This window comes from Kitasatospora sp. NPDC052896, from assembly GCF_044547075.1.
Lineage (GTDB): Bacteria > Actinomycetota > Actinomycetes > Streptomycetales > Streptomycetaceae > Kitasatospora.
This window is the reverse complement of record NZ_JBITZU010000003.1, coordinates 422,064-439,261: the sequence shown is the minus strand read 5'-3', so window position 1 is coordinate 439,261 and position 17,198 is coordinate 422,064. Positions and strand designations below refer to the sequence as shown.

The 17,198-nt window shown below is 73.7% G+C and carries 14 protein-coding genes; 6 read left to right on the top strand and 8 right to left on the bottom strand.

Annotated elements, in window-relative coordinates; translation table 11 throughout:
- Positions 1-67 precede the first annotated feature (67 nt).
- The 4 genes from ACIGXM_RS10525 to ACIGXM_RS10510 form a co-directional block, all read right to left on the bottom strand.
- A complete protein-coding gene (locus ACIGXM_RS10525; RefSeq protein ID WP_396559023.1) occupies positions 68-3,535 on the bottom strand; it encodes a protease inhibitor I9 family protein in 3,468 nt (1,155 codons plus the stop codon).
- A gap of 309 nt (positions 3,536-3,844) precedes the next feature.
- Positions 3,845-6,970, bottom strand: a complete 3,126-nt coding sequence (locus tag ACIGXM_RS10520) for a SpoIIE family protein phosphatase (protein ID WP_396559021.1) — start codon at positions 6,968-6,970, stop codon at positions 3,845-3,847.
- 97 nt (positions 6,971-7,067) lie between these two features.
- Positions 7,068-7,994, bottom strand: a complete 927-nt coding sequence (locus ACIGXM_RS10515; RefSeq protein ID WP_396559019.1) for a peptidase — start codon at positions 7,992-7,994, stop codon at positions 7,068-7,070.
- A 2-nt stretch (positions 7,995-7,996) separates the two neighbouring features.
- Positions 7,997-9,295 carry a VWA domain-containing protein gene (locus ACIGXM_RS10510; protein WP_396559017.1) on the bottom strand — a complete coding sequence of 433 codons (1,299 nt, stop codon included), beginning with the start codon at positions 9,293-9,295 and terminating at the stop codon, positions 7,997-7,999.
- A 99-nt stretch (positions 9,296-9,394) separates the two neighbouring features.
- Here ACIGXM_RS10510 and ACIGXM_RS10505 point away from each other — a divergent pair, with 99 nt between their 5' ends.
- Together ACIGXM_RS10505 and ACIGXM_RS10500 are read left to right on the top strand one after the other, a co-directional pair.
- The gene (locus tag ACIGXM_RS10505) at positions 9,395-9,850 is read left to right on the top strand and encodes a universal stress protein (protein WP_396559015.1); all 456 of its coding nucleotides are present in this window, start codon (positions 9,395-9,397) and stop codon (positions 9,848-9,850) included.
- 104 nt (positions 9,851-9,954) lie between these two features.
- Positions 9,955-11,073, top strand: a complete 1,119-nt coding sequence (locus ACIGXM_RS10500; RefSeq protein WP_396559013.1) for a hypothetical protein — start codon at positions 9,955-9,957, stop codon at positions 11,071-11,073.
- Positions 11,074-11,092: 19 nt separating this feature from the next.
- On the opposite strand, the gene ACIGXM_RS10495 is transcribed toward ACIGXM_RS10500, so the two are convergent.
- Positions 11,093-11,389, bottom strand: a complete 297-nt coding sequence (locus ACIGXM_RS10495) for a hypothetical protein (protein ID WP_396559011.1) — start codon at positions 11,387-11,389, stop codon at positions 11,093-11,095.
- A gap of 253 nt (positions 11,390-11,642) precedes the next feature.
- On the opposite strand from ACIGXM_RS10495, the gene ACIGXM_RS10490 reads away from it, so the two are divergent.
- The 3 genes from ACIGXM_RS10490 to ACIGXM_RS10480 all read left to right on the top strand — a co-directional run bounded on the left by ACIGXM_RS10490 (position 11,643) and on the right by ACIGXM_RS10480 (position 13,971).
- Complete coding sequence (locus ACIGXM_RS10490) at positions 11,643-12,080, top strand: XRE family transcriptional regulator (RefSeq protein WP_396559009.1); 438 nt, start codon at positions 11,643-11,645, stop codon at positions 12,078-12,080.
- A gap of 66 nt (positions 12,081-12,146) precedes the next feature.
- The gene (locus ACIGXM_RS10485) at positions 12,147-12,722 is read left to right on the top strand and encodes a ParH-like protein (protein WP_396559007.1); all 576 of its coding nucleotides are present in this window, start codon (positions 12,147-12,149) and stop codon (positions 12,720-12,722) included.
- Entirely contained in the window at positions 12,715-13,971 is a 1,257-nt protein-coding gene (locus tag ACIGXM_RS10480; RefSeq protein ID WP_396559005.1) for an MAB_1171c family putative transporter, read from the top strand. The genes ACIGXM_RS10485 and ACIGXM_RS10480 overlap by 8 nt, the downstream gene beginning before the upstream one ends.
- Before the next feature lie 4 nt (positions 13,972-13,975).
- Here ACIGXM_RS10480 and ACIGXM_RS10475 read toward each other — a convergent pair whose 3' ends face one another.
- Positions 13,976-14,920 (bottom strand): AEC family transporter, encoded by a 945-nt coding sequence (locus ACIGXM_RS10475; RefSeq protein ID WP_396559003.1) that lies wholly within the window; start codon positions 14,918-14,920, stop codon positions 13,976-13,978.
- Between the two features lie 268 nt (positions 14,921-15,188).
- Here ACIGXM_RS10475 and ACIGXM_RS10470 point away from each other — a divergent pair, with 268 nt between their 5' ends.
- On the top strand, positions 15,189-15,659 hold the full coding sequence (locus ACIGXM_RS10470; protein ID WP_396559001.1) for a molybdopterin-dependent oxidoreductase: 471 nt from the start codon (positions 15,189-15,191) through the stop codon (positions 15,657-15,659).
- On the opposite strand, the gene ACIGXM_RS10465 is transcribed toward ACIGXM_RS10470, so the two are convergent.
- Both ACIGXM_RS10465 and ACIGXM_RS10460 read right to left on the bottom strand, forming a co-directional pair.
- A complete protein-coding gene (locus tag ACIGXM_RS10465) occupies positions 15,656-16,921 on the bottom strand; it encodes an MFS transporter (protein WP_396558999.1) in 1,266 nt (421 codons plus the stop codon). The genes ACIGXM_RS10470 and ACIGXM_RS10465 overlap by 4 nt on opposite strands.
- A 69-nt stretch (positions 16,922-16,990) precedes the next feature.
- Positions 16,991-17,197, bottom strand: coding sequence for an MbtH family protein (locus ACIGXM_RS10460; RefSeq protein ID WP_396558997.1), 207 nt, complete (start codon positions 17,195-17,197; stop codon positions 16,991-16,993).
- Position 17,198 lies beyond the last annotated feature (1 nt).

Here is a 17,198-nt window from a genome sequence, read left to right as displayed (position 1 = left end):
CAGCGCCCGGAAACGCGACCGAGGCCGCCCCAAGCGGGGCGGCCTCGGCGCGGTGCGAGGGCGGGCGTCAGCTCACGGTGTAGCTGTACGGGATCGCCGCCAGAACGGAACCGGTGGTACCGATCTGGTTGTTCGCGGTGACCACACCACCGGGCGCGGAGACCAGGTACAGCACGCCGGAGACGGTGCTGCCCTTGGCGCCGGTCGGGGTGATGGTGACCTGCAGCGAGCCGGTGGCACCCGGCTGGACGGTCACCGGGGTGACGGCCGGCGCGGTGGCGTTGAACGCCGCGGCGAACGGGTCACCGGTGCTGGAGGTCAGCGCCGGGTCGAACGCCAGGGTGTGCGCGGTCGCGGTGATGGTGGAGGTGCCGGCCGGCGCGCCCGAGTTCGGGAACGGGCCGATCTGCTGCACGTAGGTGCTCCAGAAGCCCGACACGATCGGCTGGCCGCCCGCGTTGGAGTCCTGCGCGACCGAGATGGTCGAGCCGTTCTGGGCCTGCTTCAGGTTGCCGAAGAGGTCGGGCGAACCGGCCGTGCCGTTGATCTCCAGCTGCGCCGGGGTGCTCGACGCGGCGACCGCGGTCAGCTTGTCGGTGCCCGGGGGCACGATGAAGCTGGGGACGGTCGAGGTCGGGCTGAGCGGCAGGTTGACCGTCCCGGAGGCGCCCTGCGGCACCAGCGGCAGGTCGACCTTGCTGTTCAGCCGGCCGTCGGCCTGGACCACCTGGGTCGCGGCGGTGTTGTTGGTGTAGGACACCGTCACCGTGGTCGCCTTGCCGGCGGGCAGCTTGGTCTTGTTGCTGTTCGGCAGGCCGGGGGCCGCGGCGCGGTCCTGGTCCAGGCCGATGGTGCCGTTGAACGGCTGGCTCAGCTCGGCGCCGCTGACCGGGTTGACGACCACCAGCACGAAGCGCCAGCGGCCGGCCGCCGGGTTGATCGCGGTGGCCGAGACGCCGGCCGCGGTGCCGGTGAGCGTGCCCTGCGCGTTGAGCAGCGCGTTGCTCTCGATGTCGACCGGGGTGCCGTCCGGGCTGATCAGCGAGCCCTGCAGCAGCACGTTCGAGTCCTGGCCGAGGGTCAGGCCGACCCGGAGGTCCTTGTGGCCCTTCGGCACGTCGAAGGCGTAGGTGAAGCTCTGCGCGGGGGAGGAGTCACGGGCGTTGCCACCAGTGATGGTGCCGGTGAAGCTGCCGGTGTCACCGGAGACCGGAACCAGGGTGCGCAGGATGACCGGCACGCTGGTGGTGCGGCCGTTCGAGCTGGCGACGGTGACCGACTCGGAGCTGTCGCCGCTGGTGGTCGGGGTGGTCAGCTGCACGTGCAGGGTCTTGCTCTGACCCGGCGCCAGCGTGGTGACCTGCGGGCTCACCGCACCGGCCGGGACCGCCCGCTGGAACGAGGTGTCGAACAGGACCGGGCCGGTGAAGCCGTCGGTGCCGGCCGGGGTGTAGAAGATCGCCTTCCACTGGCCGGCGACCGGGTGCGGGACGTCCACGATGCCGAAGTTGGCCGAGACCGCGCCGCCCTGCGGACGGGTGTTGGTCTCGAACTTGCCGGACGGGTCGAGCAGGGTGAGCCGGACCACCGGGGTGACCGTGTTGCTGCCCGACTGCTGCGCCTTGCCCTGCCACGCTATCGACGCGGCGAGCCGGTCGGCGCCGGCCGGGACGGTGAACGTGACGTCGTGGTGCACCCAGGGCGCGCCGTTGGTCGCGTACGGGAACTGCGGGTCGGTGGACGAGTTCAGCGGCACGTTCTGCTGCGCGTCCGACAGCGGGGCGAAGGTGCGGGTGGCACCGCTGACGGTCTGCGGGCTGCTGCTGGTGTTGGCCACCGTGACGTCCGCGGTGTGGGTCGAGCCCGGCGTGCCGGTGATGTCCACCTGGCCGCTGGTGACCGCGACGGTGGAGCTGTTCTGGGCCGGGGCCTGGTAGCCACGGGCGGCCTCGACGGCGGCCCGGACGTCCAGCAGACCGGCGCCCTGCTCCTGGGCGGGCAGGCCGAGGTCGGTGGCGGTGCCGGTGAGGAACGCCTTGACCAGGGCCGGCGTCGGCGAGACGCCGTGGTGCCCGTCACGGTAGGCCTGGATCACGTCGGCCGCCGCACCCGCGGTCAGCGGCGCGGCCTGGCTGGTACCGCCGAAGGGCTGGATCGGGCTGCCCTGGCCGTTGAAGTTGGTGCACTCGGTGTAGATGCTGATGTCCGCCGAGCAGAGCGCCCAGTCGGACTCACCCGGGGCCACCAGGTCGACGGTCTTGCCGCCCTGGGTGAAGCCGCCCGAGGAGAGCGCCGAGATGCGGTTGTTGTCCCAGGTCCCGTTGGAGAACTGGGCGGCCGCGTAACCGGTCTGGGCGTACGACTGGTTGTCGGTCGAGGCGCCGGCCGAGATCACCTTGGGGTCGGTGGACGGGGTGCCGATGGTCCCGTTGATGCCCGCGTCGCCGCTGGAGACCGTGACGGTCACGCCGGCCGCGACGGCCTCGTCGTTGAAGAGCGAGATGGTGTCGTGCGCGCCGCTGTCCGGGGTCACGTTGCTGCCGAACGACTCGTTCAGCACGTCGACGTGGGCCACCGAGACGGCGTAGTCGATCGACTGCAGGATCGCCGAGTTCGGGAAGGTGGTGCCACCGGCCTTCAGCGCGACCAGCGAGGCGTCCGGCGAGATGCCCTGGATCCGGATGTTGCAGCCGGCCGGCAGCGGGTGGGTCGGGTTGACGAACTTCGACAGGTCGTAGCTCTCCCGGCCCTGCGCGATCATCGCCGAGGCGTCGCCGAAGGCCTCCGCCGCGCCGCTCGGCGCGAAGAAGCCGTTGCCCGAGAAGTCCTTGTAGTCGACGACCGCGTGCGAGCCGTCGGGCCGGATGAAGTCCGGGTCGTTGGGGTCGAGGCCGTCCGCGATGTAGGCGACCTTGACGCCCTTGCCGGTGGCGATCTGGTCCGCGCCGGGGGAGGCCGCGGTGCTCGCGTCGTGCGTCGAGTAGAGCGCCTCGGGCTCCAGCAGGGGCTTGGAGGGGTCGCTCGGGCAGATCGCGCCCGGGTCCTGGGCGTCGTCCGCCTTCTTGGCGTCGGCGGGGGCGGCGGCGGCCTTGGCACCGGCCGCCGGACCGGTGGCGGTGGTGGTGCCGGAGCTCGGCGGGGTCACGGTGACCGTCTGGTCCGGGACCACCTGGGCGACCGCCGGGTCGGCGGCGAGCTGGGCACGCAGCGCCGGGCTGACGGTCGCCGAGAAGGCGTTGCCGACCACGAAGCTCTTGACGTCGGTGCCACCGTTGGCCTTGACCTTGGCCAGCAGCGGCGCCTGCGAGGAGGCGGCCTGCTGCTTGCGCGCGTTCAGGTGTCCGGCGTCGGCCGGCGCGCTGGGAAGCTGGTTCTTCATAATCACGATCACCGCGCTCGGAGCGCCGCTGTCCGTGGCCGCGAGGGGCCCCGGGCTGGGGAGCGGAGCGCCGTAGGCACTGGTCCCGAAGGCCAGGACCATGGAGGCGGCGGTGAGGGTGACGGCTGCTAGCTGCGGTTTGCGCCAGCCGATCATGAACATCCCTTCGTCTGATAAGACGTCAGGGGGCGTGTCAGAGCACACGTGCCGGGATCGGACGCGTGCATGCCTCTGGAACACCCGTCCCGACAAGCTCCCGCATTTCAGCGCATGGACGGGTGTTTGGACAAGGGGGTGCGGGGCACGCGCGCGGGCGATTGCCCCGGAAGAGTGTCCGATATTCGGTCAAGTGCAGTTCAGACCGGGTGTGGCGGATCTTCACAAAGGTGTGGGTGATCTTCAGCGCACCTGCGGAACGGGCGACCTGACGGAGAGACAAAAACGGACAGAGGACTCAGAGCGGGTTCAGACGGTACCGAGCGGGAGTTCCAGCTCGAACCAGACGACCTTGCCCTGCCGGGTGCCGCGGCTGCCCCAGCGGTGCGCCAGCTCGTTGACCAGCTGCATGCCGCGGCCGCCCTCGTCGTCCTCCAGCGCCCGGCGCATCCGCGGCGGATGGCTGTCCGCGTCGGCGACCTCGACGGTGAGCACCCGGTTGCGGAACAGCCGTAGCCGGGTGGGGGCGCCGGCGTGCACCAGGGCGTTGGTGATCAGCTCGCTGGTGAGCAGCTCGGTCTGGTCGGTGAGCGGCGACAGGCCCCAGCCGGCCAGGACCCGGCGGACGAACCGGCGGGCACGGCCGACCAGCGCGCGGTCCCCGCTGAGCGCGAGGGTGGCGATGACGTCGGGGCCCAGCGGGCGGGTCTGCGCCATGATCACCGCGATGTCGTCCTCCCGGGTGCCGGTGACCAGGTCGTCGAGCACGGCGTCGCAGGCCTCCTCCAGGGTGCCGCGCCGGTCGGCCACGGTGCGCCGGAGCAGCTCCAGGCCGGCGTCCAGGTCGCGGTCGCGCCGCTCCACCAGACCGTCCGTGCAGAGCACCAGCAGGCCGTCCTCGGGGAGGGTGAACTCCACGTTCTCGAACGGCACTCCGCCCACCCCGAGCGGCACGCCCGAGGGCAGGTCGAGCAGTTCGACGCCGCCACCCGCGGTGCTCGCGATCGGCGGGAGGTGGCCGGCGCAGGCCGCTGTGCAGACCCGTTCCACCGGGTCGAGCACCACGCAGACGCAGGTGGCGAACTGGCCCTCGCCGGCCGTCGCCGCGGCCTCGTCCAGCCGCCGCAGGACCCGTGCCGGATCCATCTCAAGAGTGATCAACGTTCTCGCCACCGTGCGCAGTTGACCCATGGTCGCGGCAGCCCGGATGCCGTGCCCGGTGACGTCGCCGACCACCAGTGCGACCCGCCCGCAGGAGAGCGGCACCACGTCGAACCAGTCGCCGCCGACCTCGCTGAGCACGCTGCTCGGCAGGTAGCGGTAGGCGATCTCCAGACCGGGCGAGTGGTGCACGTCCTGCGGCAGCAGGCTGCGCTGCAGGGTCAGCGCGGTGTCCCGCTCGCGGCGGTAGAGCCGGGCGTTGTCCATGCAGACCGCGGCCCGCGCGGCCAGCTCCTCGGCCAGTGCCAGGTCGGCGGCGTCGAAGGGCTCCGGGGTGGAGATCCGGATGAACTCCGCGCCACCCAGTACCCGGCCGCGGGCCACCAGCGGGACCATCAGGTACGAGTGCACCCCGGCGTCCAGGGCCGGCCGCACCCGGTCGGGGGTGGCCACGATCCGACGCAGCGACTCCTCGTCCACCTCGGCGACCAGGATCGAGCGGCCGGTGCGCAGGCTCTCCGCGTACAGCTGGGCGGACTGGCTGGTGCCGCCGACCTCGTCGGCCGCGCCGGTCAGCACCTCGCCCGGGCCGGCCTCGCCGACCGCCACCGCGCGGAGCGTCGCCGAGCCGGACGCCGGCACGGTCGGCATCTCCTCGCCCTCCAGCACCGCCTCCAGCAGGTCCACCGTGACGAAGTCGGCGAACCGCGGGATCACCACCTCCACCAGCTCCTCGGCGGTGCGGGCCAGGTCCAGGGTGGTGCCGAGCCGGGTGCTGGCCTCGTTCAGCAGCGCGAGGCGCTGCTGCGCGGAGTGGGCCTCCTCCAGCGCCCGCTGGCGGGCCTTGGCGGCGTCCCGTTCCAGGGTGTAGAGGCGGGCGTTGTCGATCGCCACCGCGGCCCGCGAGGCCAGCTCCTCGCCGAGCGTGACGTCCTCCTCGACGAAGGGCTCGCGCCCGCCGTGCCGGGCGTAGACCACCATGCCGAGCACGGTGCCGCGGGCCACCAGCGGGGTGATCCGCACCGAGCGGGAGCGACGGCCCCAGAAGGTGCGCAGCGCCGGACCGGTCAGGCCGGTGGTCAGCGGCGGCAGCTCCCAGGACGGCACCACCACGGTCTGTCCGGCCGCCATGGCCCGGGCGTACGGGGTGTTGGACCTGAGGTCGTAGACGCCGTCCACCGGCAGGTGCTCCAGCGGGTAGAGCGGGTCGGCGCTGACCACGGCGAGCCGCCTCACCCGCACCGTGTCACCCGGCCGGCCGCCGTCCCGCGCACCGCCGTCCTGCTCGCCGCTGACCAGCCGCTCCACCGCGAACACCCCGGCCACGTCGGCCAGCCGGGGCACCAGCGCGTCGGCCAGCTCCCGCGCGGTGCGCCGCAGGTCGAGGGTGGTCCCGATGGAGGCGGTGGCGTCCGCCAGCAGAGCGAGCCGCTCGCTGGCCCTGGCCGCCCGCGACTCGGCCCGAAACCGCTCGCTGACGTCGACGACGGTCGAGCTGACCCCGTGCACCATGCCCGGCGGGTCCTCCAGCCGGAAGTACGAGGCGGACCAGGCGTGGTCGCGGGTCGGGTCACCGGGCGTGCGGCCGTGGGAGCGGGCGTCGACCACCGGCTCGCCGGTCTCCAGCACGTGCCGCATCACCGCCTCGATCTCCGCGCCGTTGATCCCCGGCAGCACCTCGCTGAGCCGACGGCCCAGGTGGGCGGCGATCGACAGTCCGTTGATCCTGGCCAGCGCCTCGTTGAGCCGAACGAACCGCAGGTCGTTGTCGTAGACCGCCATGCCCACCGGGGCCTGGGTGAAGAAACCGTCCAGCAGGGCCAGGTCGGACTGGATCCGGCGGACCGACGTGACGTCGGAGGCCAGCGCGAGCACCAGCGGGTGGCCGTCGGGGCCGATCACCGGATGGGTGCGGAACTCCAGGTTGACGTGGTGGCCGGCCCGGTGGCGGACCGGGAAGACCCCCGACCAGGCCCGCCCGCGCAGGATCTGGTCGAAGAGCTCCAGCACCTGCGGGCGCTGCTCCGGGGTGATCAACAGCTGCGCGGCCTGGCGGCCGATCGCCTGCTCCGCGGAGTAGCCGAGGAGCGCCTCGGCGTCGGCGCTCCAGTGCAGGATGCGCCCGTCGCGCTCGATCAGGGCGGTGGCGATCGGGATCCGCAGCAGGCCGTCGCCGCGTCGGGCCGGGTACTCGGGAGCGGCACGACCGGGCCAGGCGTCCGCCGCGCCGCGACGGGCGTCCAGGCTGTCCTCGTGCCGTTCGTCTGCCTGCATGGCTGGGAACCTGCTCGGAGGAGAGACCACCTCGCTCAGCCATCTTCGCACGCGCGGCGGGTGCCGTCCGGACCACCCGGTCCGGACGGCACCCGTCCTAGAGCCGGTCCGGGGTGTACCGCTCGGCGCTCGCGGGCCGGGGCACCGCGCCCGGACGGTAGGCGCCCGGGCGCCTACCGCGCGGGTGGCGGGTGAGCGTGAAGCCGCCCACGCCGGCCAGCGCGGCCAGCACCCCGCCGGCCAGGGTCCAGCCCCAGCGGCTGTTCCACTGCGAGAACCAGTCGGAGTACCAGTGCGCCACCCGGCCCGCCGGGGTGGCGGCCACCGCACCGGCACCCGGGCTCGGCGTGGCGCTCGGCAGCGCGGTCGCGTCCGGCGCCAGGGTCACTCCGGCGTGCACCGGCGGGACCAGCGGCGCCTTCAGCGCGCCGCCCTCCGGCTGGGCATCGTCCGCGTCGCCGGTGCTGCTGATGTGCAGCTGCGCGGTGGTGGGCAGGCCGAGGTCCTGCTGCGGCGCGTCGGTGGCGGACAGCTTGACGTAGTACGTGCCCGGCAGCGGGTCGCCGGACCAGGGCTCGGCCCAGGACCTGATCTGCCGCAGCGTGCAGCTGACCGTGACGCTCGGCGCGCTGGGCGCGGCGGTGGCGATCTGGGTGCCCGCGGTGCAGGCCTGGCGACGGCGCAGGCCGTCGAGCAGCTCGACCGTCCAGGTCTGCGGGCCGTGCCGGTCGGCGGCGGGCGGCAGGGTGACCGTCAGGGTGGCGGTCGGGGTCTGCCCCTCGGAGGCGCCGAAGCCCCAGTAGAGGTAGTCGCCGGTGGAGGCGGCGACCGTGGCGTCCTGGCCGGGGGCCAGGTTGGTGGCGGTCAGGAAGGACGTTCCCGCGGTGGTCGCCGGAGCGATGCCGCCGGCCGAGGGGGAGGGGGACGCGGAAGGGGCCGCGTCGGCCCGGGCCGCGGTGGCCGGGCCGAGCGTCAGCAGGCCGCCGGCGAGCGCGGTCAGGCCGGTACGGAGGTGCCGGTGCATGGTCAGTCCTCCTGCCAGACGGTGATCCGCCAGCGTGCGATCCAGCCGAACAGCAGCCCGGCCAGCAGGCCGGCGCCGGTCAGTACCAGCAGCAGCACCCAGCCGCGGCCCAGACCCAGCGCGGGGCCGGCGGGGGCGGGCGAGGCCTTGGTGACGTCCACGGTCAGCTCCAGCGGCAGCCCGGGGTCGGTCGCCACGCCCGGTTGGGGGGAGAGCGAGCTGCTGACCACCAGGCAGACGTCACCACCGGTCGTGGTCGCGGCGGTGGGCGCGCCGTTCGCGGCCCAGCGCAGGCCGGTGGAGATCACGTCGGTGCGCCCGCTGCCGGCGTCCGTCCCGCGCACCAGCTCCTGCCCGGTGGGGTCGGTGGCCTGCAGCAGCACGCCGTAGTCGGGCGCCACCGCGCGGTCCAGCGAGACGCTCACCGAGGCGCGCAGCTCCTGGCCCGGCCTGACCGGCACCCGGTAGTACCGGTGCTCGGAGAACTTCTCCCGGTCGTCGTAGACGCCGGGGGCGAGCAGCGGCGCGGTGGCGCACTGGTCGGTGCCGGTGGCCAGGGCCGGGGTGTCCTGGTAGGTGGTGGTGGCCCGGCCGACGATCTGCTTCAGTCGCTGGCTGAGCTGGTCCTGGGTGTAGACGTCGGTGTAGGTGCCGCCGGTCGCGTTGGCGATGCAGAGCAGCTGGTCGCGGACCTGGTCGTCGTGGGCCAGGCCGAGCGTGTCGATCACCAGGTGGATGCCCTGGGCGGCCAGCTGGCGGGCCACGTCACAGGGGTCGGGCGGGGCGCAGTCGTCCTCGCCGTCGGTGATCAGCACGATCCGGCGGGTGGTCTGCCCGGGGCCGAGGTCCTGGGCGGCGTCGCGCAGCGCCAGGCCGATCGGCGTCCAGCCGGTCGGCCGCAGGGTGGCCACCGCGGTCTTCGCCTGGACCTTGTCGGTGTGGCCGACCGGGTAGAGCGCCTGGGTGTCCTGGCAGCCGATGCTCTTGTCGTTGCCGGGGTAGGTGGCGCCGAGCACCCGGATGCCGAACTCGGTCTGGTCCGGTAGGGCGTCCACCACCTCGTCCAGCGACTGCTGGGCGACCGAGATCCGGCTGCGGCCCTGGACGTCGGCGGTCCGCATGGACCCGCTGTCGTCCAGGATCAGGTCGACCTTGGGGGGCTCGGAGGAGGAGGCGGGCGGTGGGCCACCGGCTGGTTCGTCGGCCAGCGCCGGATACCCGCCGAGCAGCGAGGCACCGGTGACCGCCAGGGCGGCGAGCAGCCGGGAGAGCCGCAGTGCCGTTCGTCGGTTGATGATCACGGCCCGCATCTTATGGATCATCAGATCAGCTGCGCCAACTCGCCGGAAAGCCGCCGGGGTCGGTCGGCCGGCGGCGGCCGGGCTCGGGATACTGGAGGCATGGCGGCAACGGCGAACTCCTTCGAACTCGGCACGGACGGCCCGACCACCATCGTGGTCGCGGTGGACGGCACGGTCACCTCACTGCGCGCCTGCGCGTACGCGGCCGGGCTGGCCCGCCGGCAGGGCAGCCGGCTGCTGGCGGTGTACGTGGCGACCGTCGGCGTGCTGGCGGGTGCCAGCGCGGCGGCCGTGGTCGCGGTCCGGGAGGGCACCGAGCAGACCACCGCGGAGCTGCGGGAGCTGATCGACCAGTCGGCCCGGGAGCGCGGGATGGCGATCACCTTCGTGACCCGCACGGGTGACCCGTACACCGAGATCACCCGGTTCGCCGACGAGGTGCGGGCGGACGCGCTGGTGGTCGGCGCCTCCGAGCAGCGCGGGCACCGGCTGGTCGGCTCGCTCGCGGTGCGGCTGGTCCGGGCCGGGCGGTGGCCGGTCACCGTGGTGCCGTAGGGGTCGTTCGTCCGGGGAGGGAATGTCGCGTTCGGGCTCTTGGTTGTATAGTGCATCTAGATAGGTTGTATTTAGCAACCTAGCGCGAAAGGACCGCCCGCACCATGACCGCCGACCAGGGATCCGCGCCCGAGCTGCGCCACGCGCTCCGGCACATCGCCGTCCACCTGCTCACCCCGCTGCTGATGTGCCTGGGCATGGCGCTCGCCTACCAGGGCGCGTTCCACCAGCCCACCCCGCACCACCTCAAGGTCGCCGTGGTCGGCACCACGCCGCAGGCACGCGGCCTGGCCGAGGCCGTCCAGGCCAGGGCCGGCTCGGCGCTGGACGTCGGCGAACTGTCCGACCGGGACGCCGCCGCCCGGCAACTGCGTGACCGCGACCTGGTCGGCGCCTTCGTGCCGGACGCCCGGCACCCGGAGCTGCTGGTCGCCACGGCCGGGTCCAGCACCTCGGCCACCGCCGCCGAGCAGGCCTTCCGGATGGTCACCGACCAGCAGGGCGTGCCGCTGAAGGTCACCGACCTGGCGCCGCCGGTCCCCGGTGACCCGACCGGCCAGGGGCTCTTCTTCCTGCTGGTGGCGTTGAGCATCGGCTCGTACGGCAGTGTCGCGGTGATCGGCACGGCCGGCGCGGTGGTCGGCGTCCGGGTGCGGGCGCTGGTGGGCCTGGCCACCTCGCTGGTGGTCAGCGTGATCGGCATCGTGACGGCCGGCCCGGTCTTCCACGTGGTCGACCACCATCGGGTGGCGATCTGGGCGCTGGCCTGGCTCTACTCGGCGGGCATCATCGCGATCGGGACCGGGCTGCACACCTTCCTCAAGCGGTGGACCACGCTGACCCTGATGGTGCTCTTCGTGATGCTCAACTTCACCAGCTCGGGCGGGGTCTTCCGGCCCGATCTGCAGAACGGTTTCTTCGGTGTGCTGCACGGGTTCTGGAATGGTGCCGGCTTCGTCGAGGGCGCCCGCGACATCCTCTACTTCGGGGGCGGGGCCGGGCTCGGCGGTCGGGTGGTCGCGCTGTTGCTCTGGCTGGTGCTGGGCGTGCTGGCACTCGGTGCGGCCGGTTGGTACGAGCGGCCGCGGCGGACTCCGGCGCACGCGGCCGGGCACCGGCGGACGGCCGAGCGGGCCGACGAGGCCGTGCGGGCCGACGGGGCCGTGCGGGCTCGGGCCGAGATGGCCGAGGAGGAGGAGCTGGGCGAGATGGTGGGGGTCTGAGGGCGGTGGCCCGGTCCGGTCAGCCCTGCCAGGGCGCGTGCGAGTGGACCGGGTCGACGGTCTCGGCCTGGCCGGTGGGCAGCGGCAGCAGGTGGCGTTCGGTGAGGTGGCCGACCCAGTGCCGGTGGCACTCGGGGCAGGCGGGTGCGCCGTCCGTCGAGTACGGGGAGGAGGCGGGGATGCCGGCCCGGGAGTAGTTCTCCCAGTCCCTGCCGTCCTCGTCTCGGTAGTGCTGCACGTCGTAGTCGGCGGCCCACTGGTGCCAGCAGTGCCCGCAGGTGAACTCGACGTGCTCGACGGCCAGTTCAGTGATCATGGTGGTGCACCCTTCCGCCCTGGGCGGTCGGTGGGCGGGCCGCGCGGGCTCCGCTGCCGGGAGGCGACCGTGCCGCTCCGCCGGGCCGCACTTATCCATCCATTAGGGCCATATAACCCATTTCGTCCAGCCTTGACAAGGGCAGCGGACCGCGGGCGGCTGACAATGAGCAGTTCGGGCAACTAGGATGAACGGCACGGAAAAGACAGTCCACGCGTGCTAGGTGCGAGGCGTCGGGGTAGGGAGGTGCGACATGGCGGAGCCGGAGGCCGCGGCGTCCACGCTGGCGGAGAAGATCGACGGGCTGTTCCGCGTCGTGCGCCGGCCCAACCGCGACCAGTACAGCCACGAGGAGGTCGCCAAGGCCTGCCGGGAGGCGACCGGCGAGACCTTCTCGGCCACCTACCTGTGGCAACTGCGCACCGGACGGCGGGACAATCCGACCAAGCGTCACCTGGAGGCGCTGGCACAGTTCTTCCAGGTCCCGGTCGCCTACTTCTTCGACGACGAGCAGGGTGCCGCGATCACCCAGGAGCTCGAGCTGCTCGGCGCGCTGCGCGACGCCGGGGTGCGCAGCATGGCGCTGCGCGCGGTCAACCTCTCGCCGGAGGGGGTCGGCACGGTCAGCGACCTGATCGACGTGATCGCCCGGCGGGAGAACGGCGGCACCCCGCCGCCCACGAACGGCTGATCACCTCCCCGGGTGGCCGCGGGCGCTCGCCGGCAACCGGCCCGGGCGACGGCGGGAGGGACTCGGGTGCGGCGCGACGGTGACGGCGGCGGTGACGGGGGCACCGAGCGGGAGCGACGGCGGCTCTGGCGGCGATGTCGGCGGATCGTCGACGCCCTCGATCTGCCGCACCCCTTCGACGCCGCGGTGTTCGTGGCCCGGCTCGCCGAACGGCGCGGCCGGCCGATCCGGTTGATCCCGGTCACCGCCCGGCCGAACATCCCGTGCGGGCTGCTGGTCACCACCGACGAGGCCGACTGCATCCTCTACTCCGCCGACACCACGGCGCTGCACCAGCAGCACATCCTGCTGCACGAGGCCGCCCACCTGGTCTGCGGGCACCACGAGACCTCGGCGGCGGCCTCGGCGGCGGCCGAGGTGCTGCTGCCCCACCTGCCGGCCGCGCTGATGCGACGGGTGCTGGGCCGCGCCGTCTACACCGAACCCCAGGAGCGGGAGGCCGAGTTGGTGGCCTCGCTGATCCTCTCCGACGCCACCCGGCGGGCCGCGCCGGGAGCGGGCGGGCCGGCGCCGCGGTCCTGGATGGAGTCGGTGTTCGGGGTGTCCGGTGGGGCGCGTGACGGGGGCGCGGGGCGTGGCTGACCTCGCCGGGTACCTCGCGGCCGCGGTCTTCCTCGGCTTCGCGCTGCACCGCTTCCGGGCCGTCCGGACCCACCAGGCCGACCGGGTGCAGCGCTACGCCACCGCGGCCGCGCTCGGCCTGGGCGTCTGGCTGGTGATGCTGACGCCCGCCACGCTGGCCGCGGTGAGTCGCCTCGGTGTCGGCCGCGAGCTCGCCATGCTGCTCGGCGACGGCGTGCGGATCGGGGCGCTCGGCATGCTCCTGCTGCTGGCCTCCGCGCTGCGGGAGTCCGACGGGCGCCTGCTGCCGCGCCCGGCCCTGATCGAGGCGGTCGTGGTGCAGCTGGCCTGCGGGCTGCTCTTCGCGGCGGCCCACCCGGTCCTGGTGGGCTCCTGCACGGTCGCGCCGGGGGCTCGGCGCTGGCCGCTGGCGGGATATGACGTGCTGTTCGTCGGTTACTCGCTGCGCTGCGTGCTGGCGTTCGGCGCGGTGCTGACCGAGCGGATCCGCCGGGCCGCGCCCGGGCTGCTGCGGGCCGGGCTGGTGCTGATGCTGCTGGCGGACCTGGTCGCGGTGGCGTGGACGCTGTGGGGGCTGGACGACGTCCTGGACATGCTGCGCGCCGGCCGTCAGGACAGCGGCGAGGACCTGCCGTCCACCGCGCTCGGCGCGCTCTGCGCCGCGCTGGCGGTCGGCGGCGCCACGGTGAGCGTCTGGGGCGGGGCGGCCTGGGCCGGTCCGCTGACCGCGCCGGTCCGCTGGCTACGGGCCCGGCGGCGCTACCGGGCGCTGGAGCCGCTCTGGTCGGCGCTGCGCCGGGCGGTGCCGGAGATCGAGCTGGCCGAGCCGGACGGCGGGCGGGGGCCGGAGCTGCGCCGGGCGGAGTTCGCGTTGTACCGGCGGATCATCGAGATCCGGGACGCGCATCTGGCGCTGCGGCCGTGCTTCCATCCGGCGGTTCCCGGATGGGTGGCCGAACTGACGGGTGGCGGCGGGGCGTCTGGCGCGGCGGCGCACGGTGCGGTGTCGTACGACGCGCTGGAGGAGGCCGCGCTGTTGGCGGCGGCGCTGGAGGCACGGGGCAGCGGACGGCGCCGGCTCGGCGGGCCGGCCGGGAGGGGCGCGCCGCGGCCGGTGCCGGGGACGGTGGACGCCGAGGCGGACTGGCTGCTCACGGTGACCGAGGCGTTCACCCGCTCGCCGGAGGTCGCCGAGATCCGCCGCCGGGTCCGCGCGGAGTTCGCGACGGATTCGGCGCCGGCGGGCTGAGGGCTCAGCCCCTGCCGCCGAGGGCCCAGGCGATGCCGGACAGGGTGGCCATCGAGACCAGCGTCGAGATCAGCACCGAGTCGCGGGCCAGCGCGGTGTCCAGGCGGTACTGCTGGGCGTAGATGTAGACGTTCTGCGCGGTCGGCAGGGCCGAACAGATCACCACCGCGAGCAACTGGTGCGGGGGCAGCCCGAGCAGCAGCGCGCCGACGGCGTACGCGACCAGCGGCTGGACCAGCGTCTTGAGGACGACCTGCAGGCCCACCTCGGCGCGCCCGTTGGTGCCGGTGGCGGGCCGCCGGCCGTGCAGCGACAGGCCCAGGGTGACCAGGGCGGTGGGCACGGCGGCGCCGCCGAGCACCTGGCAGGAGTGGTCCAGCTCGCCGGGCAGCCGGAAGCCGGTGGCCGAGGCCAGGCAGCCGAGCGCCGCCGCCATGATGATCGGGTTGCGCACCGGCAGCAGCACCATCCGGCGGAGGGCGGTGCGTGCTCCGCCGCCGCTCGTGGCGGTGGCGGAGTCCAGGACGGCGAGCACGGCCGGGCTCACCAGCAGCACCTGGAAGAGCAGCACCGGCACGATGAACGACGCGTCGCCGAGCACCTGGACCGCCACCGGGATGCCCAGGTTGGCGGAGTTGACGTAGCCGGCGGCCATCGCGGCGATCGCCTGGTCGGCGGGTCCACGCCCGAACAGCCGCCGCGCGGCCAGCGCGCCCAGCAGCGAGGTCAGCGCCGTGCCCGCCGCGAAGGCGATCATCGAGCTGTTCCCGAAGGCGCCCAGCGGGGACCTCTCCAGCATCGCGAAGAGCGAGGCGGGCATGGCGACGTGGAAGACGAAGCGGCCGAGCACCGCCTCCGCCTGTTCGCCGAGCAACCCGGCGCGGCCGACCAGGTAGCCGGCCGCGGTGAGCACCCAGATCGGTACGAAGCCGGAGAACAGGGAGTGCATGGGACCCTCGCGGTGTGATCGTCGTTGATCGGCGGCCGGCCCGGGGTCCGGACCGGCCGCCGATCATGATTCACCCGAGCGCCGCGCCGCCCGCGTCCGGGGGGCGGCAGGGCGCTTTCGAGGGTGCCGGGTATGCGAGGGGAAAAGCGTCCCTCGGCTTGCGGCTGCGGCTGAAGAGATGATTTCAGGCTGGCAGCTGCGTGTGACCTCGCGGCGCCCGGGTACCACCTTCCCGGGCCGCAGGGCGCGGGCCGGGAGGAGCGCGACGATGAGACCACCCGCCACCCCTGCCACCGTCCGCCTGCACGGAGACCTCGCCGCGCCCGCCGAGTTGACGGTGCCGCAGCTGCGCGAGCTGCCGGCGGAGCGAGTGGCGGTGACCTTCGACTGCCTCAGCCAGGGCGCGCAGCACCACGGCTTCGAGGGCCCGCTGCTGTGGGACGTGCTGCGCGCGGCACGGCCCCGGATCGACTTCGCGGGACGCAAGCAGCGGCTCGGCCACCTGCTCGCCGTCACCGGGGCGGACGGGCACCGGGCGGTGCTCTCCTGGGCCGAGATCGACCCGGACTTCGGCGGGCAGCGGATCCTGCTCGCCACCAGCATCGACGGCCGGCCGCTGGACGAGGCGGGGCCGCAGCTGGTGGTGCCGGCGGACGGCTGCGGGGCACGCTACATCAGCGGCGTGACGGCGGTGTGGCTCGGGCCGCTGCCCGCCGAGGTGGGTGTGGTGTCGCGTTAGGGGTGTGCGGCGGCCGTCGCCTCCCCGGTGGGCTCCGCCAACTCGGCTTCCTCGCTGGGTGGTTCGCCGTGCGGAGGGCGGGCCGCCAGCGCCGAACCCACCGGCAGCAGCACCACGATGATCGCCACCAGGAAGAACCGGTAGTCCACGTGGGCGATCAGCAGCGCGCCCACCGCCACCGACGCGGTCTGCGAGCCGCCGACCAGCAGTTCGCCGGCGGAGAAGACCCGGCCCAACAGCCGTCCCGGTGTGTACCGTTGGATCGCGGTCGAGTAGGTGACCCCGATCAGCGGCAGGCTCAGCCCCATCACGACGAAGCCGACCAGGACCACGGGCAGCGAACGGGCCAGCAGCAGCGCGGTGGCCAGCGCCATCAGGCCGAACCCGGCCGCCAGCGCGCGCGGTTCGCCGAGCCGCGCCATCGTCCTGGCCACCGCGAACCCGCCGGCCACCGCACCCACTCCCTGCACGCAGGTGAGCACGCCGAACAGCGAGGGTTTGCCGTGCAGCCCGTCGATCAGCGCGAACGGGAGGCTCTCGTAGAGCCCGAGCACCAGGAAGGCGAGCGCGGCGGCGCCGATCATCCGGGACAGTACCGGCGAGCGGCGGACGTATCCGAAGCCGGCCGTGACCTCCTGGCGGAACGAGCCCGTGCGCGGCTCGGGCGGGGTCTCGTCCACCCTGATGAACGCGAGGCAGAGAACGGCGGCGACGAAGGTCAGCACGTCCAGCAGGACCACCGCGTGCGCGCCGACCAGGGTGAACAGCCCGGCGCCGGTCAGCGGGGCGAGCAGGCGCAGGCTGGTCGTGGTGGTCTGCATCCCGGCGTTGGCGTGCCCCAGCGCCTCGTCGTCGACCAGATCGGTGAGCAGCGCGGACTTGGCGCCGCCGATCATGTTCATCGAGCCGCCGTAGAGCAGGGTGACGGCGAAGAGCAGCCAGGCCTGCCCGGCGCCGTGGACCAGGAAGAGCGCCGAGACCACCAGCCCGGTCAGGACGTTGACGACGATCAGCACCCGGTGCCGGGAGAGACGGTCGACCAGCACGCCGCTCAGCGGGTCGGCGAGGGAGGCCAGGCCGAGCACGAAGAAGACCGCGCCGGCCGCGCTGTTGCTGTGCAGCAGGGACTTCACCCAGATCGGGAGCGTGAGGTACATCGCGGTGTCCCCGAAGGTCGACAGCGAGGAACCGAGGAAGAGCAGGCGGAAGCGCCGGTTGCGGCGCAGGAGTTCCCACATGTGGCTGTCCTTCGGAAGGAGCATCGGGGGTAGGGGAGTTGGCCCGGCGCGTCCCCGCCGCCCGGCGGCGGGGACGCGCCGACCGGCGATCCGTCAGCTCTGGCCCATCGCGAGGCGCAGGCTCTTCGGGCGCATGTCGGTCCAGACCCGGCCGATGTGGGCCAGGCACTCCTCGCGGCTGCCGGTCGTCCCGGTGGCGTGCCAGCCGGCCGGGAGGGGCCGGCCGACGGCCCAGACGGAGTACTGCTCCTCGTCGTTGACGACGACGACGTGACGGGCCTCGGTGGTCTGCTCGGTCATG